Source organism: Bradyrhizobium iriomotense, assembly GCF_018130765.1.
In the GTDB taxonomy this organism is placed as follows: Bacteria; Pseudomonadota; Alphaproteobacteria; order Rhizobiales; family Xanthobacteraceae; genus Bradyrhizobium; species Bradyrhizobium iriomotense_A.
In genome coordinates this window covers 1-20,473 of record NZ_JAFCJZ010000013.1, presented here as the reverse complement: position 1 = coordinate 20,473, position 20,473 = coordinate 1, and the positions used below count along the sequence as shown (strand labels likewise).

General features: G+C 64.7%; 21 protein-coding genes. 17 read left to right on the top strand and 4 right to left on the bottom strand.

Annotation, left to right across the window (positions count from 1 at the left end; genetic code table 11):
- Positions 1-4 precede the first annotated feature (4 nt).
- Positions 5-625 carry a hypothetical protein gene (locus JQ635_RS21980; protein WP_211411867.1) on the bottom strand — a complete coding sequence of 207 codons (621 nt, stop codon included), beginning with the start codon at positions 623-625 and terminating at the stop codon, positions 5-7.
- 46 nt (positions 626-671) lie between these two features.
- Between JQ635_RS21980 and JQ635_RS21975 the strand changes: the two genes are divergently transcribed.
- Positions 672-1,385, top strand: coding sequence for a TetR/AcrR family transcriptional regulator (locus JQ635_RS21975; RefSeq protein ID WP_349631877.1), 714 nt, complete (start codon positions 672-674; stop codon positions 1,383-1,385).
- Positions 1,386-1,586: 201 nt separating this feature from the next.
- Positions 1,587-3,299, top strand: a complete 1,713-nt coding sequence (locus tag JQ635_RS21970) for a sulfatase-like hydrolase/transferase (protein WP_211411866.1) — start codon at positions 1,587-1,589, stop codon at positions 3,297-3,299.
- Between the two features lie 199 nt (positions 3,300-3,498).
- Here JQ635_RS21970 and JQ635_RS21965 read toward each other — a convergent pair whose 3' ends face one another.
- Positions 3,499-5,058, bottom strand: a complete 1,560-nt coding sequence (locus JQ635_RS21965; protein ID WP_211411865.1) for a glycine betaine ABC transporter substrate-binding protein — start codon at positions 5,056-5,058, stop codon at positions 3,499-3,501.
- Positions 5,055-5,837 (bottom strand): ATP-binding cassette domain-containing protein, encoded by a 783-nt coding sequence (locus tag JQ635_RS21960; RefSeq protein ID WP_211411864.1) that lies wholly within the window; start codon positions 5,835-5,837, stop codon positions 5,055-5,057. Before JQ635_RS21960 ends, JQ635_RS21965 begins: the two co-directional genes overlap by 4 nt.
- Positions 5,838-6,116: 279 nt before the next feature.
- Here JQ635_RS21960 and JQ635_RS21955 point away from each other — a divergent pair, with 279 nt between their 5' ends.
- The 6 genes from JQ635_RS21955 to JQ635_RS21930 all read left to right on the top strand — a co-directional run bounded on the left by JQ635_RS21955 (position 6,117) and on the right by JQ635_RS21930 (position 11,159).
- Positions 6,117-6,935: an ABC transporter ATP-binding protein gene (locus tag JQ635_RS21955; protein ID WP_211411863.1), complete on the top strand. Its 819-nt coding sequence runs from the start codon at positions 6,117-6,119 to the stop codon at positions 6,933-6,935.
- Complete coding sequence (locus JQ635_RS21950) at positions 6,935-7,723, top strand: ABC transporter permease (RefSeq protein ID WP_211411862.1); 789 nt, start codon at positions 6,935-6,937, stop codon at positions 7,721-7,723. Before JQ635_RS21955 ends, JQ635_RS21950 begins: the two co-directional genes overlap by 1 nt.
- 101 nt (positions 7,724-7,824) lie before the next feature.
- Complete coding sequence (locus JQ635_RS21945) at positions 7,825-8,352, top strand: DUF305 domain-containing protein (RefSeq protein WP_211411861.1); 528 nt, start codon at positions 7,825-7,827, stop codon at positions 8,350-8,352.
- A gap of 9 nt (positions 8,353-8,361) precedes the next feature.
- Positions 8,362-9,831: a YncE family protein gene (locus tag JQ635_RS21940; protein WP_211411860.1), complete on the top strand. Its 1,470-nt coding sequence runs from the start codon at positions 8,362-8,364 to the stop codon at positions 9,829-9,831.
- Between the two features lie 39 nt (positions 9,832-9,870).
- The gene (locus tag JQ635_RS21935) at positions 9,871-10,389 is read left to right on the top strand and encodes a sigma-70 family RNA polymerase sigma factor (RefSeq protein ID WP_211411859.1); all 519 of its coding nucleotides are present in this window, start codon (positions 9,871-9,873) and stop codon (positions 10,387-10,389) included.
- The gene (locus JQ635_RS21930) at positions 10,386-11,159 is read left to right on the top strand and encodes an anti-sigma factor family protein (RefSeq protein WP_211411858.1); all 774 of its coding nucleotides are present in this window, start codon (positions 10,386-10,388) and stop codon (positions 11,157-11,159) included. Before JQ635_RS21935 ends, JQ635_RS21930 begins: the two co-directional genes overlap by 4 nt.
- 57 nt (positions 11,160-11,216) lie before the next feature.
- Here the strand turns inward: JQ635_RS21930 and JQ635_RS21925 are convergent, their stop codons facing one another.
- A complete protein-coding gene (locus JQ635_RS21925; RefSeq protein WP_211411857.1) occupies positions 11,217-11,666 on the bottom strand; it encodes a cupin domain-containing protein in 450 nt (149 codons plus the stop codon).
- A gap of 138 nt (positions 11,667-11,804) precedes the next feature.
- Here JQ635_RS21925 and JQ635_RS21920 point away from each other — a divergent pair, with 138 nt between their 5' ends.
- From JQ635_RS21920 to JQ635_RS21880, 9 genes are all read left to right on the top strand, one after another.
- Entirely contained in the window at positions 11,805-12,830 is a 1,026-nt protein-coding gene (locus JQ635_RS21920) for an ABC transporter substrate-binding protein (RefSeq protein WP_211411856.1), read from the top strand.
- Positions 12,831-12,858: 28 nt separating this feature from the next.
- A complete protein-coding gene (locus JQ635_RS21915; protein ID WP_211411855.1) occupies positions 12,859-13,563 on the top strand; it encodes an NUDIX hydrolase in 705 nt (234 codons plus the stop codon).
- Positions 13,564-13,657: 94 nt separating this feature from the next.
- Positions 13,658-14,968 (top strand): ABC transporter substrate-binding protein, encoded by a 1,311-nt coding sequence (locus tag JQ635_RS21910; RefSeq protein ID WP_211411854.1) that lies wholly within the window; start codon positions 13,658-13,660, stop codon positions 14,966-14,968.
- 12 nt (positions 14,969-14,980) lie between these two features.
- Positions 14,981-15,751 (top strand): ABC transporter ATP-binding protein, encoded by a 771-nt coding sequence (locus JQ635_RS21905; protein ID WP_211411853.1) that lies wholly within the window; start codon positions 14,981-14,983, stop codon positions 15,749-15,751.
- Positions 15,751-16,455, top strand: coding sequence for an ABC transporter ATP-binding protein (locus JQ635_RS21900; protein ID WP_211411852.1), 705 nt, complete (start codon positions 15,751-15,753; stop codon positions 16,453-16,455). Before JQ635_RS21905 ends, JQ635_RS21900 begins: the two co-directional genes overlap by 1 nt.
- A gap of 5 nt (positions 16,456-16,460) precedes the next feature.
- Entirely contained in the window at positions 16,461-17,342 is an 882-nt protein-coding gene (locus JQ635_RS21895; protein WP_211411851.1) for a branched-chain amino acid ABC transporter permease, read from the top strand.
- Positions 17,339-18,358 carry a branched-chain amino acid ABC transporter permease gene (locus JQ635_RS21890; RefSeq protein WP_211411850.1) on the top strand — a complete coding sequence of 340 codons (1,020 nt, stop codon included), beginning with the start codon at positions 17,339-17,341 and terminating at the stop codon, positions 18,356-18,358. Before JQ635_RS21895 ends, JQ635_RS21890 begins: the two co-directional genes overlap by 4 nt.
- Positions 18,318-19,247 carry a polyphosphate kinase 2 family protein gene (locus JQ635_RS21885; RefSeq protein WP_211411849.1) on the top strand — a complete coding sequence of 310 codons (930 nt, stop codon included), beginning with the start codon at positions 18,318-18,320 and terminating at the stop codon, positions 19,245-19,247. Before JQ635_RS21890 ends, JQ635_RS21885 begins: the two co-directional genes overlap by 41 nt.
- Complete coding sequence (locus JQ635_RS21880; RefSeq protein ID WP_211411848.1) at positions 19,244-20,281, top strand: patatin-like phospholipase family protein; 1,038 nt, start codon at positions 19,244-19,246, stop codon at positions 20,279-20,281. The genes JQ635_RS21885 and JQ635_RS21880 overlap by 4 nt, the downstream gene beginning before the upstream one ends.
- The last annotated feature ends 192 nt before the right edge of the window (positions 20,282-20,473 follow it).

The window sequence follows — 20,473 nt, the reverse complement described above, 5'->3', positions numbered from 1 at the left end:
TCGTTCAGTTCGCTTCGGCCGTCCGTCCGCGTGGATGGGCGGCCATCGCGATCAGCCGCAGCGCCATCACGGCAAGCAGCGGAAGGAGGAAGGCGGCATAGAGCGGCATCGCGGGCACGCGCTTGCCGAACGACACCATGAACTGGAGCCAGAGGTAATAGCCGCCTACAAGGTGCAGCGCGCGAAAGGCACGCGACCCGAGCAGCGCGGCGGTGCGGTCGAACGAGGTCGCGCTCATGGCGATGATCGCGGCATAACCGATGCCGCCGAAGATGTAGGAGGCCGCCGAGGTCGCCTCGGCAAAGCCGGCTGGATCCATTCTGGCGAAGGCGACGATGGCAGCCGCGTGGATGGCGTGGGAGGCCGCGAAGCTGAGGCCCAGATAGCGGCGATTGCGATGCTGCCAGCGCGTCCAGGCATTCGGCCACAGCCGCGCCAGCGCCCCGGCACTGAAGGCGAGGCAGAACAGCGTGAGCGAGCTTCGCGCCGTGAAGCGGATCACCATTCGCACGCCCTCGACCTCGAAGTGCCGGATCGCGGCGATCCCCAGGCTCAGGGCGATCAGGCTCACGACGAGCGCGGCAAGCAGCCGCCAGCCTTCCAGCCAGCCTTGACGATGCGACATGGCGATCTCCTTCTTTATGTAATCGACGATTACATTTGGGGATCACGTGTCCGTCAACGGTGTAATCGCTGCTTACATTCACGATGGAGTGATGCTAGAAGGTGCCATGTCCGCCAGTCCGACCTCCAAGCCGCGTGCCCGCCGCCAAACGCTCGAAGCCCGGCCGTACCATCATGGCGATCTCCGCCGCGTGTTGATCGACGCTGCGTTGCAACTCGCCGCGGAAGGCGCCGACGTCTCGGTCCGTGAAGCCGCGCGCCGGGCTGCGGTGTCGCCAGGGGCGCCGTTCCGGCACTTCCCCAACCGCGATGCGCTGATGGCGGCGGCGGCCGAGGAGGCGCAGCGGCGCTTCCGAACCGAGATCGAGGCGGCGCTGGGTGATGCTCCGGCCGCCGACCCGCTTCTCCGCTTCCGCGCCTTTGGCCTCGCTTATTTGCGCTGGGCCATGCGCAACCCTGCACATTTCGAGATCATCTCGACGGGGCGTTACTTCGCCCATGGCAGCTCGGTAGAGCTGACGCGTGACAACGCCGAGCTGATCGCGCTGACGGAGCAGATGCTGGCTGACGCGGCCGCGCAGGGCCTGCTGCGGTCGGCCGACCTCAAGCCCATCCAGATCGCCGGCCGTGCCCTGGTCTACGGTTTCGCCCGGATGAATCTCGACGGCCATTTTCCGCGCTGGGGCGTCGAGGAGGGTGAGATCGAGCGGATGGCGGAAGAGGTGATCGACCTGTTCATCGCCGGGATCGCCAAGCGCTGAGGGGGACACGGCGGGCGGTGCTTCGCCACCCACCACCATTAAGCGAAGGTCGGACCGCAGCGCACGTTGCCTGTCCTTGACCATTCCGTTACAGTTTTATGACACGGTGCAGGTTTCCGGCTGCGCCGGACGCCCTAGCCGTCTTGAGGACCGGCCAGACGGCTTTGCATACCCGCGCCGGACCAGAGTTGCGTGCCGTCGATGGCGTCCGCGCCCAATCCAGGTCCTTCCGCCACCACCGCCGTTCTGGCGAGCGTCGCCGCGCTCGGCATCTGGCGGCTGCTCGCGGTCGCGGCGCCACATCTGGCCGCGCTCGCGCTGATGTACGAGACCGAGACCGATTTCGGCTCGCGCCTGTCCTTCGTTCTCGCCTGGGGCATCCTCAACTTCTTCTGGATCACGCTATTGCGCCGGCCGGCGCTGTCGGGCGCGCTGTCGCTGACCATGGTCGTCGTGCTGGTGCTGCTGTCGCGGCTCAAGCACGACGTCGTCCAGATGACGGTGAACTTCATCGACCTGATGATGATCGACCGCGACACGGTCGCGTTCCTGTTCACGATCTTCCCGAATTTGCGCTGGTCGGTGATCATGGCCGGTCTCGTCACGCTGCCGCTGATGTATGCGCTGTGGTGGCTCGACCCGTTCCGCATCCGCCGCCTGCCGGCACTCGCCTGCAAGCTCGCCTGTCTCGCCGCCCTCGTCGGCTATTCGCTCTATCATCCGGACGAGGCCTGGCGCGGCTATTACGACGACGGCTATCTCTCGAAGTTCTTCCGCTCGGGCGTCAGCGCCGTCTCCGATTTTGCGCAGTACGGCTTCATGGAATCGGCCGCCTCGACCAACGAGCGGCTCAACATGCCGCTGGTCGATGCCTGCCACCCTGCGGGCCGCCGGCCGAACATCATCATGATCCATGATGAATCCAGCTTCGACATCCGCGCTGCACAGGGCATCAAGGTGCCGCCGCGCTATGGCGATCATTTCAAATCGTGGGACGGCAAGCAGCGCAGCTTCCTCGCCGAGAGCAATGGCGGACCGAGCTGGTTCACCGAATACAACGTGCTCGCAGGGCTCTCCTCGCGCTCGTTCGGCCGCTTCGCCTATTTCGTGACGCGCATCGCCTCGAGCCGCGTCGAGCGCGGACTGCCGCTGGCGCTGCGCCGCTGCGGCTACGACACCCTCTCGCTCTATCCCGCCTATGGCGGCTTCATGGGTGCGCGCAGCTTCCAGATGACGACCGGCATCGAGCGCTTTCTCGACTCCAAGGACCTCGGCGCCAAGGACGTCGAGCCCGACAGCTTCTTCTACGACAGGGCGCTCCAGCTGATGGGAGAGCGGACGCCGAACAAGCCGCTGTTCACCTTCATCTATCTCGGTGCCAATCATTTCCCCTGGGAGACCCGCTTCCGCCCAGACCTGCTGCCGAACTGGCGCGCGCCGGGCAATGTGGCGTCCATCGACGAATATCTGCGCCGGCAGGCGATGAGCGCCGAGCAGTACAAGGCGTTCGTTGCCGGCTTGAAGAAGACCTTTCCCGGCGAGCCGTTCCTGATCGTGCGCTATGGCGATCATCAGCCCGAATTTGCGCCGAACCTGCTCGAGCCAGGGCTCGACGAGGGCGCGATCGGCAAGAAGCTCGACGCCTACGATCCGCGGCTCTACGCGACCTATTACGCCATCGACGCCGTCAATTTCGAACCGGTCAAGAGCGAGGCCGTGATGGACACGATCGACGGCCCCTATCTGCCGCTGGTGATCCAGGAAGCCGCCGGCATCCCGCTCGACCCGTCCTTCGCCGAGCAGAAGGCGATCATGCTCCGCTGCAAGGGCCTCTTCTACGGCTGCAAGGACGGCGCCGAGGCGCGGCGGCTGAACCGGCTGCTGATCAATGCGGGGATGATCCGGGGGCTGTAAGCGTTGTTCGCGTGCCCGCGAGCAGTGCTCTCTCCCCGTCACCCTGAGGCGTGAGCTGCGCGGCGCAACGCGCCGTGCGGCGAGCCTCGAAGGGCGACGGCCCGGCTGCATCGGAGGCCGTGCATCCTTCGAGGCTCCCCATGCGGCGCGTTGCGCCCCATGGCTCGCACCTCAGGATGACGGAGCTTGAGGCGCGCTCCTACTGCTTGCCCACCTTTCCCCACAGCCACTTCGCCACCGCATCCGGTGACGAATTCGCGTCGTTTCCACTGGCTCGCAAATTCGCTTCGCGCATGGTGGTGATGTCGATCCTGCCGAGCAGCGGCTTGAGCGCCGCCTGCAATCGCTCGTCGCCAGCGCGCTTCGGCGCCAGCAGCAGGATGGCGTCGTAAGGTGGGATGGCGTGTTTGGGATCGTCGAGCGCGGTGAGATCATATTTCGCGATCAGGCCGTCGCTGGTGTAGCCGGCGATGACGTCGACCTCGCCGCTGGCAACGGCCGCATACATGAAGTCCGGCTGCATCTGGCGCTGGGCACGGAACTGCAGCCCATAGGCCTTTTGCAGCGCCGCCCATTCGGGACGCGAGAAGAATTCGTAGTCGCCGGCAATCGACAGCGTCGAGGCATGTGCGCTGAGGTCGGCGATGGTGCGGATGCCAAGCGCCTCGGCGCGCTTCTTCGGCATTACCAGCGCATAGGCGTTCTCGAAGCCGAGCTCGCCGAGCAGGGTGATGTTCTCCCTCGCGAGCGCCGTCTTCAGTTCCGCCACGAGCTCCGCGCGCGGCTTGATGTCGGTACGATGGAGCTGATTGGCCCAGAGCGTACCGGAATAATCGACATAGAGATCGACGTCGCCCGCCTTCAGCGCCTCGAAGATCACGCTGGAGCCGAGGCCCGATCGTGCCGTGGCGGAGAGGCCTGCCGCCTGGAGGCGGTCCCTCATCAGCGCCGACAGCACATATTGCTCGGCAAACGTCTTGGCCCCGACGACGTAGCCTTGCGACGAGCGTCCCATGGTCGGCACCAGCGTTGCCGCGACCAGTGCCGCGATCCCGACCGCGCCGAGCCCGCTGCGCAGACGGCTGCGTAGGCGCAAGCCGCTCTCGATCAGGCCCAGCAACTGGTCGACTGCGAGCGCGAGCAGGGCCGAAGCAAGGCAGCCGAACAGCACGAACACCCAGTTCTGGGTCTGCAGCCCGGCGAAGATGTAGTTGCCGAGGCTGGTCTGCCCGATCGGCGTCGAGAGCGTCGCGGTGCCGATCACCCACACCGTGGCGGTGCGGATGCCCGCCATCATCACCGGCAGCGCCAGCGGCAGCTCGACCATGACAAGCGACTGCCGTGCGGTCATGCCAACGCCCTTGGCGGCCTCGATCAGCGCGGGATCGATGCCGTTGAGGCCGGTGATGCCGTTGCGCAGCACCGGCAGCATCGAATAGAGCGCCAGTGCCAGCATCGCCGGCAGGAAGCCGAAGGCGGAGAAGGAAACGCCGAACCAGGCGAGCGTGACCGAGGCCGCCAGCAGCAGCAGCGGATAGAACAGCGCGAGCAGTGCAAGTCCCGGCACCGTCTGCACGATGCTGGCGAGTGCAAGCAGGATGCCGCGCGGCGCCGGACGGTTGCGTGTCAGGATCGCCAGCGGCAGGCTGACGGCGAGGCCAAGCGCGAGCGCGGCAAGGCTCACCCGCACATGGTTGCCGAGATAGTCTGCCAGATGTGACAGCGCCTCACCCCAGCGCGGATCGGTGAAGAGGCTCATGCCGCACCGCTCTGCGGCAGCAGTGCGTTCAACCGATCGACCTGGCGCCGCGGCGTACGCAGCAGCTCCAGCACGTAAGCATCGTCGCTGCTCGAGAGCTCTGCGGGCGTGCCCTGCGCCAGCACCTTTCCGCCGCGCATCACCGCGATACGATCGGCGAGCAGGATCGCCTCGGTCATGTCATGCGTGATCATCACGGTGGTCAGGCCGAGGCTGCGGTGCAGTGCGCGATAGTCGTCGCCGAGCGCATCGCGGGTGAGGGGATCGAGCGCGCCGAACGGCTCGTCCATCAGCACGATGCGGGGTTTTGCCGCGAGCGCCCGCGCCACGCCGACGCGCTGGCGCTGGCCGCCGGAGAGTGCCTCGGGCAGACGGTCGCGATGCGATGCGCGGTCGAGCTGCACGAGCTCCAGCAGCTCGTCGACGCGCCCAGCGATTGCCGCTGCCGGCTCGCCCAGCAGCTTTGGCGTGATCCCGATATTGTCGGCGACGCTCAAGTGAGGAAACAGCCCGCCGCTCTGGAAGACGTAGCCGATCCGGCGCCGCAGCGCGACCGGATCGACATTTTGCACGTCCTCGCCCTCAACCAAGATCGTGCCGCCGTCGGCCTCGATCAACCGGTTGGCGAGCCGCAGCAGCGTGGTCTTGCCCGAGCCGGACCCGCCCACGATGGCCAGAAACTCGCCCTCGGCGATGTCGAGCGATACATCGTCCACAGCCCTGAGGGAGCCGAAGCTCTTGGTGACGTGCTGGTAGCTGATTGCTGGCTTGGGAGACATCCGACGCGGCTCATTCTTCCTTACCCTCCCCTGGAGGGGGAGGGTCGCTCGCGCGAAGCGCGGGCGGGGTGGGGTGATCTCTCAACACGGGTAGCGTTGGACGTGGAAAGACCGTCACCCCACCCCGCTGTGCATTTCGCTTCGCTACATGCCCAGCGACCCTCCCCCTCCAGGGGAGGGTAAGAGCGCCCCGGCAACCCATGCGTAGCACGCTTGGCGGCTTGATTGAACTTGGCCGCGCGAGAGGCTAAGGCATCGGCCTGAATTCGGAGGAAACACATGACAACGCCCACGGCAGTGGCGCTGGAAGATGCCAAGGTCGCGTTCCGGCTGGGGGACGGCCGGGTCTATACGGCGGTGGAGAAGGCGCATCTTGCGGTCGCGCAGGGCGAGTTCGTCGCCATCGTCGGCCCGACCGGCTGCGGGAAATCGACGCTGCTCAATGTCGCGGCCGGATTGCTCAAGCCAGCCGCCGGCAGCGTCAAGATATTCGACCGGCCGCTGGCGGGGCTGAACCGGGAGGCCGGTTACTTGTTCCAGGCCGACGCGCTTTTCCCCTGGAAGACAGCGCTCGACAACGTCGCGATCGGGCTCGAGATCAAGGGCACGCCGCGCAGCGAGGCGCTGCCGCAGGCCCGGAAATGGCTGACCTCCGTGGGCCTCGGCGCCTTCGCGAACCGCTATCCGCACATGCTCTCCGGTGGCCAGCGCAAGCGCGTTGCGTTGGCGCAGGTGCTGATCCGCGATCCAAAAATCCTGCTGATGGACGAGCCGTTCGGGCCGCTCGATGCGCAGACGCGGCAGGTGATGGGCAATCTGCTGCTCGACTTGTGGAACGCCGACCGCAAGGCGGTGCTGTTCGTGACCCATGATCTGGAAGAGGCGATCGCGCTCGCCGACCGCGTCGTGATCATGTCGGCGGGGCCGTCCTCGCGCATTATCGGCGACTGGCGCGTCAGCCTGCCGCGCCCGCGCGACATCTTCGAGGTGCGCCTCGACAAGGAGTTCCATGCGCTCCATCGCGAGATCTGGAGCGTGCTGAAGGACGAGGTGATGAAGGGCTACGCGCAATCCACCCACGCGGCGGAGGCGGTCTGATGTCGCGCCCGACGCTGTTTGCACTGCAAGTCCTGGTCGCGGTTGTGTGCATCGTGCTGTGGCAAGTGCTGTCGACCGTGCCCGTGTTCGGCAAGATCCTGCTGCCGCCGTTCTTCTTCTCCAATCCGTTCGACGTGTTTAGCCAGATCGTGAAGTGGTTCGCGTCCGGCGTGATCTGGAAGCATCTCGGCATCACGCTGGCGGAATCGATCCTTGCCTTCGTGATTGGATCGGCCGGTGGTGTGCTGATCGGCTTCTGGTTCGCGCGCCAGCCGCTGGTCGCCGCGGTGTTCGACCCCTACGTCAAGATGGTCAATGCATTGCCGCGCGTGGTGCTGGCGCCGATCTTTGCGTTGTGGCTCGGGCTCGGCATCTGGTCCAAGGTCGCGCTCGGCGTGACGCTGGTGTTCTTCATCGTCTTCTTCAACGTCTATCAGGGCGTCAAGGAGGTCAGCCGCACCGTGCTCGACAACGGCCGCATGCTCGGCATGAGCGAGCGGCAGCTGATGCAGCACGTTTATTGGCCGTCGGCGCTGTCGTGGATGTTCTCCTCGCTGCACACCTCGGTCGGCTTTGCCGTGGTCGGCGCGGTGGTCGGCGAGTATCTGGGATCGGCGGCGGGGCTCGGCTATCTGATCCAGCAGGCCGAGGGCGTGTTCGACGTCGCCGGCGTGTTCGCCGGCATGTTCGTGCTGTCGGCCTTCGTCATCCTGATCGACTACGGGGTGACGCTGGTCGAGCGGCGCCTCCTGGTGTGGCGGCCGACGGCGTCGGACGGGCGCGGCTAGGCCGCCTCGCTTGCTGCTGACATTTATGTGATTGGCTGGCCGGAATAGAACGCGCGCCCACGCGTCAAACCCCCATGCAACCACCCGCATGGGAGTTTTCGATGTCACCTTCACAGTTTCGCCGCGCCGTAGCAGCGTTCGCAGGCAGATGTCGATGGCCCAGGCCCGGCCTCGGCACGGCATCCCTCGCCGCGTGCATTCTCGTCGCCTTCGCGGTGCCTCCGGTCGCGTTCGCGCATGAGTCCCATCCTGCCGCTCCGCCGGCTGCTGAAGAACGGGCGTTCCTGGAAGAAAACGAAGCCGCAATGACCAAGATGATGAACGACATGGCGATCAAGCCGACCGGCGATGTCGATCGTGACTTCGTCGCGATGATGAATCCGCATCATCAGGGCGCGATCGACATGGCGGTGATCGAATTGCGCTACGGCAAGAACGAGCAGCTGAGACGTATCGCCCAGGAAATCATCGTCGACCAGATGCAGGAAATCGCGGCCATGAAGCTCGCCATCGGCGAGCCAGCCACGGATACGACGCCTGCTCCGACCCAGTCGCCACCCGCTCCCGTCGCAGCCGATCATCATCGTCCGGGCATGCAGATGGACATGTCCAATGGAATGAAGAAGTAGGAGCCGCAGATGACCACGTCACGAAGCAATATGATCAAGAGCATCTTCCTGGCAGCCACGATGCTCGCCACCGGTTCTGTCGCGTGGGCGGGGCAGGCGCCGGGCGTGCTGTCCGCGCCGGATATTCCCATCAGCCACCACGACCGCGTGTACGCCGCAGAACAGTTCTCGAACACGGTTTCGGTCACCGACCCCGTCGATAACAAGCTGCTCGGCGTGATCCGGCTGGGCGACCCGCAACCCGGCAATTTCAGTCCGCTCTACAAGGGCCAGGTCCTCGTGCATGGCATGGGCTTTTCGCCTGATCACAAGACACTCGCCGTGGTCTCGATCGGTTCGAACTCCGTGAGCTTCATCGATACGGCGACCAACGCGGTCAAGCACGTGACCTATGTCGGGAGGTCGCCGCACGAGGCGTTCTTCACCCCTGATGGCAAGGAGGTCTGGGTCACCGTCCGCGGGGAAAACTACATCTCGGTCATCGACCCGGTCAGCTTCAAGGAGAAGACCCGCATCACGACCCCGAACGGGCCGGGGATGCAGATTTTCTCACCCGATGGCAAGTATGGCTACATCTGCTCGTCCTTCAATCCCGAGACTGATGTCGTCGCGGTGGCCGAGCACAAGATCATTGCCACGGTGAAGCAGGAAAGCCCGTTCTGCCCGAACATCGCGGCGACGCCGGATGGAAGCCAAGTCTGGTTCACGTTGAAAGATGTCGGCCGGACTCAGGTATTCAACGCGAGGCCGCCGTTCAATGCGATCAAGACCATCGACACTGGTCCGATCACAAATCACGTCAACTTCGCGCATACTGCCAAGGGCACGTTTGCCTATGTCACTGTCGGTGGCCTGAACGAAGTGAAGGTGTTCCGCACCGACGACTTCTCGCAGGTCGCCACGATCCCGGTCGGTAATTTGCCGCATGGCGTGTGGCCGTCCGGCGACGGCACCCGCATCTATGTGGGGCTGGAGAACGCCGACGCGCTTGCGGCCATTGATACGGCAACCAACAAGGTGATTGCCAACGTTCCGATCGGCCAGGCACCGCAGGCGATCGCGTATGTTCCGAACGCGGCGCCAGATCCGGATGACCGCCAAAACCTGCAGGCTCTCGGCGTTGCCGGCCAGGTCGCTCATCTGGCACTGGTGTCGAAGGGCGATGCAGGGGGCGGGAAGGCGCCGACCAGCGTGTCGTTGTTCGATCAGGGCCTGATTCAGGTCTTGCAAGCTTCGGTGACAGGGCTTCAGCCCAGGCAGAAATATGTGCTGGCGCTGGCGGACCACGGCGATGGCAGCGGCCCGCTGCAGCCGTTGGCGGCGTTCATGACCAATCCGGCCGGATCGGCCATCGTCAACGCTGCCGGCCCGATCCGGCAGATCGTCGACCAGTCGGCCGCGGCTGCGAGGCGATACCTGGTGATTGCGGCCGGCGACGCGGCCGTGCCGGGTGAGGCCGTCCAAATCGAGGCGCGATGACGTTAGACGGGCGGCAACCGGGATGAGGCGGAGCGCGTCATGAAGGATATGCTGGTTCAGGTCGAGCCGCTGATCCCCGCGCTCCGCCGCTATGCGCGTGCACTCATGCGCGATCGCGCGGCGGCTGACGATTTGGTCCAGGACTGCCTGGAGCGCGCCGTCAGCCGCTGGCATCAGCGGCGCGACGGCAGCGTCCGCGCCTGGCTGTTCACCATCCTTCACAATCTGGCGGTCACGCAATTTCGCCAGACCACAGCGCGGGGCAGGCATATGTCGATCGACGATGCAGGCGAGCAGGAACTCGTCAGTGCGGCAGCGCAGGAGCAAAGACTGATCTACCGGGACGTCCTGAGCAGGCTTGCGCGATTGCCGGAAGAGCAACGGGCGGTCTTGCTGCTGGTCGCGGTCGAGGATCTTTCCTACGCGGACGCTGCGAAAGTTCTCGGCGTTCCGGTCGGCACTGTAATGTCGCGCTTGTCGCGTGCACGGGAGCGGTTGCAGCAGGAAATGGATGGGGCTGGACTGGGGAATGTCGTTGCATTGCGGAGCCTGAAATGAGCCAGCGGCCGATCACGGAAGATGATCTTCACGCCTATGTGGACCAGGCGCTTGAGCCTGAGCGCCGCGCGGAGGTCGCATCCTATCTGGACGAGCATCCGGAGGTCGCCAGCCGCGTTGCAGCCTTCGCCAAGCAGCGTGAGCAGCTACGTGGTGCGCTTGCGTCAATCGCTGACGAGCCCTTACCGGCAGAATTGAACCTGTCGCACATCATCGAGAACCGCAAGCGGCGTCCCCTGCGGGGGTGGGGAGCGATAGCCGCGATGTTGCTTCTCGGCCTTGGCGGCCTTGGCGGATGGACCATGCGCAGCGTATTGCAGGAGAACTCGACCGGACTGTCCGCATTGGCGCAGGAGGCAGCCTACACCTATGGCGTTTACGCGCCGGACCATGTGAGGCCGGTCGAGATACGCGCGTCGGACAGCGCTGAGTTCACGAAATGGGTTTCCAACCGGCTGAAACAGCCGGTCAAGGTGCCGGACCTCTCCGTCGCGGGCTATAGGCTGATGGGCGGGCGACTGGTTGCCACGTCGCACGGTCCGGCCGCGATGTTGATGTACGACGACAATCGCGGCGACCGCCTCGTCGTGCTGACGCGGCCGATGAGCGGCCGCAATCAGGATACGCCGATGATGCCGCAGTCGACCGGCGACGTCGCGGGCTTCGCCTGGGCAGACGGTGGCCTGGGCTATACCCTCGTCGGCCAGCTTCCGACTGACACCCTGAGGCCGATCGCGAACGAGATCCGCAAACAGGCGCGTCCGATCTAGTGGCGAATTCACGGAACGGGCCCGCGCATTGGCGCGAGCCCCCGATCGCGCGAAAGCCTAATCCAGCAGCTTGGTGTCATCCGGCGCCTGCGGCGGCGTCTTGATCGCGATGGCCTTGACCTGGCCGCTGATCGGCTTGGTGCCGCCATGCGGCGTGCCCTTTGGGATGATCACGAGGTCGCCCGGCTTGACCGTGACCTCCTTGTCGCCGAGCCAGATCGTCCCGGTCCCCTCCAGGATGTACTGGATCTCGTTGGTGTTGGGATGCATGTGCTTGGGCACATTGCCGACCTGGATCGAGACGGTGGCGCCGTCGGCGCTCGCGAACATCTTCGACCGGTAGCCGACATTGTTGGCGGGGCCGAGCGCATCGCCCTCCATCTCGCCGGTGTGGATGAGCTGCGCGGTGATGTTCTCGGCGGCGAGCGCCGGCCGGAGCAACTGGTTCGCGCCGCATCCGGCGGCAAAGGCGGCGGCGAGCGACAGCCCGGCAACAAGGCGATTCATGGATCATTCTCCCCATCAGGAATTGTTCTTGTTCAGCTATGCTATTGCGCCGAAGGGCCGATGGCCAGCCCACCTAGGCAGTGCTTCTCAAGCCCGTCCCGCTGCTCTATGGTGCCGCCGGCCGAACGGAGGAAACCAATGAAGAACACGATTGTCAGGCTCGCCAGCGCGCTGCTCGCGCTGATGCTCACCACCTCGCTTGCCGCGGCCCAGAGCAAGGTCACCGTCGCGGTCGGCGGCGGCTCCTGCCTGTGCTACTTGCCGACGGTGCTGGCCAAGCAGCTCGGCGAGTACGAGAAGGCCGGCCTCAATGTCGAGCTGGTCGACCTCAAGGGCGGCTCGGATGCGCTCAAGGCCGTGCTCGGCGGCAGTGCCGACGTCGTCTCCGGCTATTTCGACCATTGCGTCAACCTCGCCGCCAAAAAGCAGGAGCTCCAGTCCTTCGTGGTCTATGACCGCTATCCCGGCCTCGTGCTGGTGGTCGCGCCCTCGCGCACCAATGACATCAAGTCGGTCAAGGACCTCGCCGGCAAGAAGGTCGGTGTCAGCGCGCCCGGCTCCTCCACCGACTTCTTCCTGAAATATATGCTCAAGAAGAACGGGCTCGATCCCACCAGCGCCGCCGTGATCGGCGTCGGCCTTGGCGCCACCGCCGTGGCCGCGATGGAGCAGGGGCAGATCGATGCCGCCGTGATGCTCGATCCCTCCGTCACCGTGCTCCAGGGCAGCCACAAGGATCTGCGCATCCTCAGCGACACCCGCACCCAGAAGGACACGCTCGAAACGTTCGGTGGCGAATATCCGGGCGGCGCGCTGTACTCGACCGCGGCCTGGGTCAATGGCCACGAGAAAGAGGTTCAGGCGCTGACCAATGCGATCCTCGCCACGCTCGCCTGGATCCATTCGCACTCGCCCGAGGAGATCATGGCGAAGATGCCGGAGGAGACGGTCGGCAAGAACAAGGAGCTCTATCTCGCCGCGCTGAAGAACACGATCCCCATGTTCTCCGAGACCGGCAAGATGGACCCGAAGGGCGCCGACGCCGTGCTTGCGGTGTTCAGCGTCGGCTCGCCCGAGGTGGCCAACGCCAAGATCGACGTCAGCAAGACCTTCACCAACAAATTTGTCGACCAGGCCAAGAAGACCACGGGGAGCGCCAAATAGCTGACGCGAAGGCGTGGTATCAGGTGTCATGACGTCACCTCTCATTCATCGCGTCACGACGCTTGATCTTGCCGTGCGGCCGATCGTGTGGCCGTTCGCGGAGGAACGGCGCGCCGCGATCGCGGCGCATTTCGCCGAGAAGCAGCGCGAACGGCCAAAACTCTGGAACGGACGCGTCCTGCTCGGGCGGGACGCGGCGTTCAACGGCGGGCATCTCTCTGCAACCTATTTCGAGACCGATTTTGCAAGCTTCCTCGCCTGGCGCGACTGGGGCTTTCCCGACAAGGACGTGTTCAACGGCTTTGGCATGGGCGCGCTGCGCGCTTCCGACGGTGCCTTCATCATGGGCGAGATGGCGTCCCACACCGCCAATTCGGGCCGCATCTATTTCCCCTCGGGCACGCCGGATCTCGACGACGTCGTCGATGGCGCGCTCGACATTGCCGGCAGTGTCGTCCGCGAACTCGGCGAGGAGACCGGGTTGATGGCGGACGACTACCGGGCCGAGCCCGGTTGGCATTGCGTCGTCACGGGGTCGTCGATTGCAATGATGCAGATTCTCAACCTCGATATGCCGGGCGATGTGGCCCGCGCCCGGATCGAGGCCAACCTTGCACGCGAGACCGAACCGGAACTGTCGGCCATTCATCTCGTGCGCGGGATGAGCGATCTCACGCCGGCCATGCCGCGATTTGTCACGGCCTTTGTCGAGCAGCAGTTCGCCTCGCGCTGAGCGCGAGGCTTGACATCGCCGCGCGCAGCCCATGTGATGGGCAAAAAAGCAAAAGCACGAAGAATGCGATGCACAATCGTCCAGGGAGGTTTAGATGCGCCTGCGCATGGCTGCCCGCTTGGTACGTGGGCTGTTGGTCGCGATATCAGCGACGGGCTTGGCGGCTTCGGCCGAGGCACAAGAGAAGAAGATCAAGATCGGCGTCGTTTTCGACCTGACCGGGCCTCTCGCGGGTGGCGGCTCTGAGCTGAACTACGTCGGCACGAAGATCATCCTCGACCATTTCGCCAAGACCGGCGTCGAGGGCTACAAGATCGAGGCGGTCTACGCCGACGCACAGAGCAAGCCCGACATCGCCATCAACGAATCCGTTCGCCTGCTCGAGCAGGAGAAGGTCGACATGGTGCTCGGCTTCTTCTCCTCGGCGCAATGCGTGCCGGTGGCATCGCGCGTCGAGCAGCTCAAGAAGTTCATGTGGATGACGACCTGCATCTCGTCGGCCGTGTTCAACGAGAAGGGCTACAAATACGTCTTCCGCCCGCAGGCGAGCGGCGACCAGTTCGGCATGATGACGATGGATTTCATCGCGCAGAATGCCAGCGCGAAGCTCGGCAAGGAGCCGAAGGACCTGCGGGTTGCCATCATCCACGAGGACGGCGCCTATGGCGTCGACGTCTCCAAAGGTAACGAGGCCGGCGCGAGGAAGGCGGGCTTCAACGTCGTGCTCAAGGAAGGCTATTCGGCCACCGCGCCGGATCTGTCGGCGCTGGTGACCAAGCTGAAGCGCGCCAAGCCCGATGTGATCTTCCATACCGGCTATAATCCGGACATCACCTTGCTGCTGCGTCAGGCCCGCGAGCAGGGTTTGAAATTTGCCGCGCTGATGGGGCATGGCGCCGGCTACGGGGTGTATGAGAAGCTGAAGGAGGGCATGGGCGCGGACGCGACCTACATCTTCAACGCCGATCCGATCTCGATCTGGCTCACCAACCAGAAGACCATGGATCCGAAACTTCCACCCGTCATCAAGATGGTCGGCGAGGAGTTCGACAAGATCAAGCCCGGCGTCGCGATCCGCTCGGCGCATGTCGGCATCGGCGCCTCCAACACTTACCTGTTCATGAGCGACGTGCTGCCGCGCGCAATCAAGAAGTACGGCGGGGTCGATCCGGACGCGCTGCGCAAGGCCGCGCTCGACACTGACATCCCCGAGGGCGGCACCATGCTCGGCTTCGGCGTCAAGTTCTACGGCGAGGGCACGCCGATGGCGGGTCAGAACGAGCGCTCCTTCCCGGTCGTGATCCAGTATCTCGACGACAAGTCCCATGTGGTGTGGCCCAAGAGTCAGGCGCAGCGTGAGGCCGTGCTGCCGCTGCCCAAGGGCACCACCTACAGCAACCAGTAGCGGAGTGCTCCGGTGTTGGAAGTCAGCGGGCTGGTGAAGCGGTTTGGCGGCTTCACCGCCGTGAACAACGTGTCGTTCAGGGTCGACCAGGGCGAGATCCTCGGCCTGATCGGCCCTAACGGCTCGGGCAAGAGCACGATCTTCAACATGCTCTCCGGCACGCTGGCCCCGACCTCCGGCTCGATCCTGTTTGCCGGCCACGAGATCGCGGGCCTTGCGCCGCACCGGATCATCAATGGCGGCATCGGGCGGACTTTCCAGATTCCGCGGCCGTTCCGTCGCTTGAGCATTTTCGAGAACGTCGCGCTCGCCGGCTTCTACGGCCAGGGCCGCCACAGCCGCGCCCGGGCCGAGGAGGCGGCCGAACGCGCGCTGGCGATGGTCGGCCTGCCGACCGATCGCCATGCCAGCGTCGATGGCCTTGGCGCTGCGGGGCTGAAGAAGCTCGAGCTTGCCAAGGCGCTCGCCACCACGCCAAAGCTGCTGCTTGCCGATGAGAGCCTCGGCGGCCTCGACGAGGCCGAGATGGACCAGGCCGCCGACATGCTGCGCAACATCCGCGACGAGCTCGGCATCACCATCATCTGGGTCGAGCACATCATGGGCGTCCTGATGCGCGTCGTCGACCGCGTCATGGTGCTCGATCACGGCGAGAAGATCTCGGAAGGCCTTCCGAGCGCGGTGGCCGGCGATCCACGCGTCATCGAGGTCTATCTCGGCACCGATGCCGAGACCACGCAGGCCGCGGCCGCCGAAGCGCGCCGCCGCGCGGGAGGCCAATGATGCTGGAGCTCCGCGGCGTCAATGCCGGCTACGGCACCTTCCAGGCGCTGTTCGACGTCAATCTCGACGTGAAGGCCGGCGAAGCCGTCGGCGTCATCGGCCCGAACGGCGCCGGCAAGACCACCTTGATGCGCGTCATCTCCGGCCTGATCCGCCCCTCGCGCGGATCGATCAAAATGGAAGGCGTCGATGTCGTCGCGACACCGCCGCACAAGATCGTCAGCCTCGGCATTGCGCATGTGCCGGAGAACCGCCGGCTGTTTCCGCAGCTCACGGTCGACGACAATCTCAAGATGGGCGCCTTCATGAAGGAGGCGCGCGGACAATATGCCGAGCGGCTGGATGTGGTGTTCGACCTGTTCCCGCGTCTGAAGGAGCGCCGCCACCAGATGGCCGGCACAATGTCCGGCGGCGAGCAGCAGATGTGCGCGATCGGCCGCGCAATGATGTCCAATCCAAAGCTGCTGCTGCTCGACGAACCGTCGGCGGGGTTGGCGCCGGTCGTGGTGCAGCAGGTGTTCGAGCTCGTGAAGCGGATCCGCGCCAGCGGGCTGACGGTGCTGATCGTCGAGCAGAACGTGCAGCAGGTGCTGAAGGTGGTCGACCGCGCCTATCTGATCGAGGCCGGCACGATCCGGGCGTCCGGCACCTCGGCCGAGATGCTGGCGAGCGACACGGTCAAGGAAGCTTATCTCGGGGTGTGACGGGCATGCAGGCGTTCCTGGACATTTTCGACATCTACCTGCTGGAGGCCGTGATCAACGGCATCCTGCTCGGCGGCGTGCTGGCGCTGCTCGCGCTCGGGCTCAATTTGATCTTCGGCGTCATCGACGTGACCTGGATCTGCTACGCCGAGCTGGTGATGATCGGCATGTACGCCATGTATTTCATGGTGCAGTATTACGGCGTCAGCTATTTCGTTGCCGCCCCGCTCACCATCCTGCTGGTCGCCGTGCTTGGCGCGGCGCTGCACTACCTCGTGATCGCGCCGCTGCTGACCGCACCGCCGATCAACCAGCTGCTCGCGACGGGCGGCGTGCTGTTCGTGCTGCAGAGCTTTGCCACCGTCGCCTTCGGCATCGACTTCCGCAATCTCGGCATCCGCCTGCCGGTGCTGGCCTTCGGCGACATGAATTTCAGCTACGCGCGACTGCTGTCCTTCCTGGCCGCGCTGGTCGGCATGGTCGCCGTCTATCTGTTCATGACGCGCACCTTCACCGGTACCGCGATCCGCGCCATCTCGCAGGATCGGCAGATCATGGCGCTGATGGGCGTCGACACGAAGCGCATCTATCTCATCACCTCCGCGCTCGGCGGCGCGCTCGCCGGCCTCGCTGCTTGCCTGCTGGTGCTGCAATATGACGTGCATCCCTTCGTCGGGCTGTCCTTCGGGCCGATCACCTTCCTGATCTGCGTGCTCGGGGGCCTCGGCAATTTCATCGGCGGCTTCATCGCCGCCTTCGTCTTCGCCGAGATCATCTCGCTCGGCGGCCTGTTCTCCGACCTCGAATGGGGCTATGTGCTGGCCTTCGCCTTCTTCATCGTCATGATGTTCATCCGGCCCGCGGGCCTGCTTGCGAGGCGCCGATGATGGGGCAGGGACGTCTTGCTGCATGGGGGATAGGACTGGCGGCGCTGGTCGCGCTGCCCTTCGTCTATCGCGATCCCTATCATCTGCACATCCTGGTGCTGATCCTGATCTGGTCGTTCGCCTATACGTCGTGGTCGATGATGGGGCGGTTTGGCCTCGTCTCGCTCGGACATGGCGGTTTCATGGGCATCGGTGCCTACGTCACCGCGCTGTTGTGGAATCACCTCGGACTGTCGCCCTGGATCGGCATTCCCATCAGCATGGCGGCGGCCGGCGCGCTGGCGCTGATCGTCGGCTATCCCTGCTTCCGCTTCCGCATTACCGGGCATTATTTCGTGCTGGTGACGCTGGCGCTGTCGGGCATCGTGCTCCAGGTCATCACCGCGACGCGCGACTATACCGGCGGCTCGCTCGGCTACACCCCGAACCGCGCGTCCGGCAACAGGCTGCTGGCGCTGCAGTTCGACGACAAGACCACCTGGTACCTGATCGCGCTCGCGGTCTGGCTGTTCGGCATCGTGGTCTGGCACTGGGTCGACCGCAGCATGGCGCGCTATGCGCTGGAGGCGATCTCGGAGGACGAGGACGCCGCGGCCGCGGCCGGCGTCGACGTCACCGCCGAGAAGCTGAAGATCACGCTGCTCAGCGCTGTGATGACCGCGCTCGCGGGGGCGATCTACTGCCAGTATCAGATGTTCATCACCCCCGACACGGTCAGCGGCATCGCGGTGTCGCTGCAGATGGTGTTCGCGGCGATCGTCGGCGGCCTGTTCGTCTCGCTCGGCCCGACCGTCGGCGCCATCATCACCATCCTCCTGGCCGAGACCCTGCGCATCGGCTTCGGCACCAAGGCGGTCGGCTGGGACAATCTCGTCTACGGCGTGCTGCTCGTGCTCTTCATCATATTCCTTCCCAAGGGCATCCTTGGTAGCTTGCTCGACCGACTGAAGCCGCAACGCAAGGTATCCCGCGCTCATGAGCAAGAAGCCGTCCAAATCGCTCGCCCAGGAGCTTGACCGCTACATCACGCCATTCCGCTACGATGGCTCGGGCAAGTTTCACCTCAAGGACCACAAGACCGACGAGAAGGGCGATCTCGACAAGGAGAAGGCGCAGGCGATTCTCGACGCCAACAAGAAGCGGCTGATCGAGTTTCAGGAGAAGCTCTACGCCCAGGACCGCTGGTCGCTGCTGATCGTGTTCCAGGCCATGGACGCGGCCGGCAAGGACAGTGCGATCAAGGCGATCTTCGAGGGCATCAATCCGCAAGGTTGCGAAGTCACGCCTTTCAAGGCCCCGAGCAGCAAGGAGCTCGACCACGACTTCCTCTGGCGCCATGTCGTCGCGCTGCCCGAGCGCGGCCATATCGGCATCTTCAACCGCTCCCATTACGAGGAATGCCTGGTGACGCGCGTGCATCCGGAGATCCTCGCCAAGGAGAAGCTGCCGCAAAAGCTCGTCACCAAGAGCATCTGGACGGAGCGGTTCGAGGACATCTCCGCATTCGAGCGCTATCTCTGCCGCAACGGCACCGTGGTGCTGAAGTTCTTCCTGAACGTCTCCAAGGACGAACAGCGCGAGCGCTTCCTCGACCGGCTGGAGGACCCGGCCAAGCAGTGGAAATTCTCCATGGACGACATCAAGGAGCGCGCGCTGTGGCCGCGCTACCAGGCGGTCTACCAGGACATTGTCCGGCACACGGCGACCTCCCATGCGCCCTGGTACGTCGTGCCCGCCGATCACAAATGGTTCGCCCGCGTCGTGATCGGCTCGGTGATCAATGCCGCGCTGGAAAAGCTCGATCTACGCTTTCCCCGTGCCGACAAGGCTTCGCTGGAGGAGTTCGAGCAGGTGCGCAAGGCGCTGGAGAAAGAGGGGACGGGAGGCAAGAAGAAAGCAAAGTGACAGCCAACGGGACCACGAATTGCAAGAACGTCAACTTCGCGCTCCAGGGCGGCGGCGCGCACGGCGCCTTCGTCTGGGGCGTGCTCGACCAGGTGCTCGAAGACGGCAGGTTGGCGATCGAGGCGATCAGCGCGACCAGTGCCGGCGCCATGAATGCGGTCGCGATGGCCTCCGGCATGGCGCATGGAGGTTCGGAGGCCGCGCGGGAGAGCCTGCACGCATTCTGGTACGAGGTGTCGCGCATGGACATGGCGTACGATTTGATGTCGCCGCTGAATCAGTGGATCCAGGCCCTGAGGCTGCCGCCGGAATATCATCCGGTCCACGCCGTCATCCACACGCTGACGCACACGCTGCCGCCGGGCCTGCTCAATCCCTTTCATTTCAATCCGCTTCGCTCGCTGCTGCAGCGCGTGGTCGATTTCGACCGGCTCAATTCCTCGCCCGAGGCGCCGCAGCTGTTTCTCAACGCCACCAACGTTCGCACCGGCAAGATCAAGGTGTTCCAGAGCCCGCTGCTCACGGCGGAAACCGTGCTCGCCTCGGCCTGCCTGCCGCCCTATTTCCAGGCCGTCGAGATCGACGGCGAGCACTATTGGGACGGCGGCTATCTCGGCAATCCCGCGATTTATCCGCTGATCTACCGCAAGGGCAGTCACGACGTCATCATCGTGCAGGTCACCGCGATCAGGCGCGACGAGCTGCCGACCAGTGCAGCAGATGTCCTCCACCGCATCAACGAGATCAGCTTCAATTCGTCCTTGATGCGCGAGATGCGTGCGATCGCCTTCGCCACGCGGCTGATCGACGACGGCGAGCTCGACAGCGACAAGCATAGCCGCATGTACATGCATTGGATTGGCAACGACCAGTTGATGTCGCAGCTCGGCACGGCCACGCAGTTCCACCCCGAATGGAGCCTGTTGTGTCGCCTGCGCGACGAGGGCCGCGAGGCGGCGCGAAGCTGGCTGGCGCGAAACTTCGACCAGATCGGAAAGTCCTCGACGGTCGACCTGGCAGGCATGTTTCTGTAGGCCACTGAGCCCGGCCATCGACAAAAAGTGCGAAAACAACCCCATGCACAGTAGCCGGTGCCAGCGGAATCAATGGCTTGGCGGCCGGTCGCTGTTGTTCGGATTTAAAGAAGTGCGTTTGACCCGTCGAGGCTGGGCAAGAATTGGTGGTTTGGTTGCTCAGGCTGGAACGAACCGGCCGATTGCGAGGCG

Bases quoted from the DNA above. Each gene is read 5' to 3' on its own strand.
- JQ635_RS21980 (WP_211411867.1), bottom strand. From the start codon at position 625: ATGTCGCATCGTCAAGGCTGGCTGGAAGGCTGGCGGCTGCTTGCCGCG.
- JQ635_RS21970 (WP_211411866.1), top strand. From the start codon at position 1,587: ATGGCGTCCGCGCCCAATCCAGGTCCTTCCGCCACCACCGCCGTTCTG.
- JQ635_RS21965 (WP_211411865.1), bottom strand. From the start codon at position 5,058: ATGAGCCTCTTCACCGATCCGCGCTGGGGTGAGGCGCTGTCACATCTG.
- JQ635_RS21960 (WP_211411864.1), bottom strand. From the start codon at position 5,837: ATGTCTCCCAAGCCAGCAATCAGCTACCAGCACGTCACCAAGAGCTTC.
- JQ635_RS21955 (WP_211411863.1), top strand. From the start codon at position 6,117: ATGACAACGCCCACGGCAGTGGCGCTGGAAGATGCCAAGGTCGCGTTC.
- JQ635_RS21950 (WP_211411862.1), top strand. From the start codon at position 6,935: ATGTCGCGCCCGACGCTGTTTGCACTGCAAGTCCTGGTCGCGGTTGTG.
- JQ635_RS21945 (WP_211411861.1), top strand. From the start codon at position 7,825: ATGTCACCTTCACAGTTTCGCCGCGCCGTAGCAGCGTTCGCAGGCAGA.
- JQ635_RS21940 (WP_211411860.1), top strand. From the start codon at position 8,362: ATGACCACGTCACGAAGCAATATGATCAAGAGCATCTTCCTGGCAGCC.
- JQ635_RS21935 (WP_211411859.1), top strand. From the start codon at position 9,871: ATGAAGGATATGCTGGTTCAGGTCGAGCCGCTGATCCCCGCGCTCCGC.
- JQ635_RS21930 (WP_211411858.1), top strand. From the start codon at position 10,386: ATGAGCCAGCGGCCGATCACGGAAGATGATCTTCACGCCTATGTGGAC.
- JQ635_RS21925 (WP_211411857.1), bottom strand. From the start codon at position 11,666: ATGAATCGCCTTGTTGCCGGGCTGTCGCTCGCCGCCGCCTTTGCCGCC.
- JQ635_RS21920 (WP_211411856.1), top strand. From the start codon at position 11,805: ATGAAGAACACGATTGTCAGGCTCGCCAGCGCGCTGCTCGCGCTGATG.
- JQ635_RS21915 (WP_211411855.1), top strand. From the start codon at position 12,859: ATGACGTCACCTCTCATTCATCGCGTCACGACGCTTGATCTTGCCGTG.
- JQ635_RS21910 (WP_211411854.1), top strand. From the start codon at position 13,658: ATGCGCCTGCGCATGGCTGCCCGCTTGGTACGTGGGCTGTTGGTCGCG.
- JQ635_RS21900 (WP_211411852.1), top strand. From the start codon at position 15,751: ATGCTGGAGCTCCGCGGCGTCAATGCCGGCTACGGCACCTTCCAGGCG.
- JQ635_RS21895 (WP_211411851.1), top strand. From the start codon at position 16,461: ATGCAGGCGTTCCTGGACATTTTCGACATCTACCTGCTGGAGGCCGTG.
- JQ635_RS21890 (WP_211411850.1), top strand. From the start codon at position 17,339: ATGATGGGGCAGGGACGTCTTGCTGCATGGGGGATAGGACTGGCGGCG.
- JQ635_RS21885 (WP_211411849.1), top strand. From the start codon at position 18,318: ATGAGCAAGAAGCCGTCCAAATCGCTCGCCCAGGAGCTTGACCGCTAC.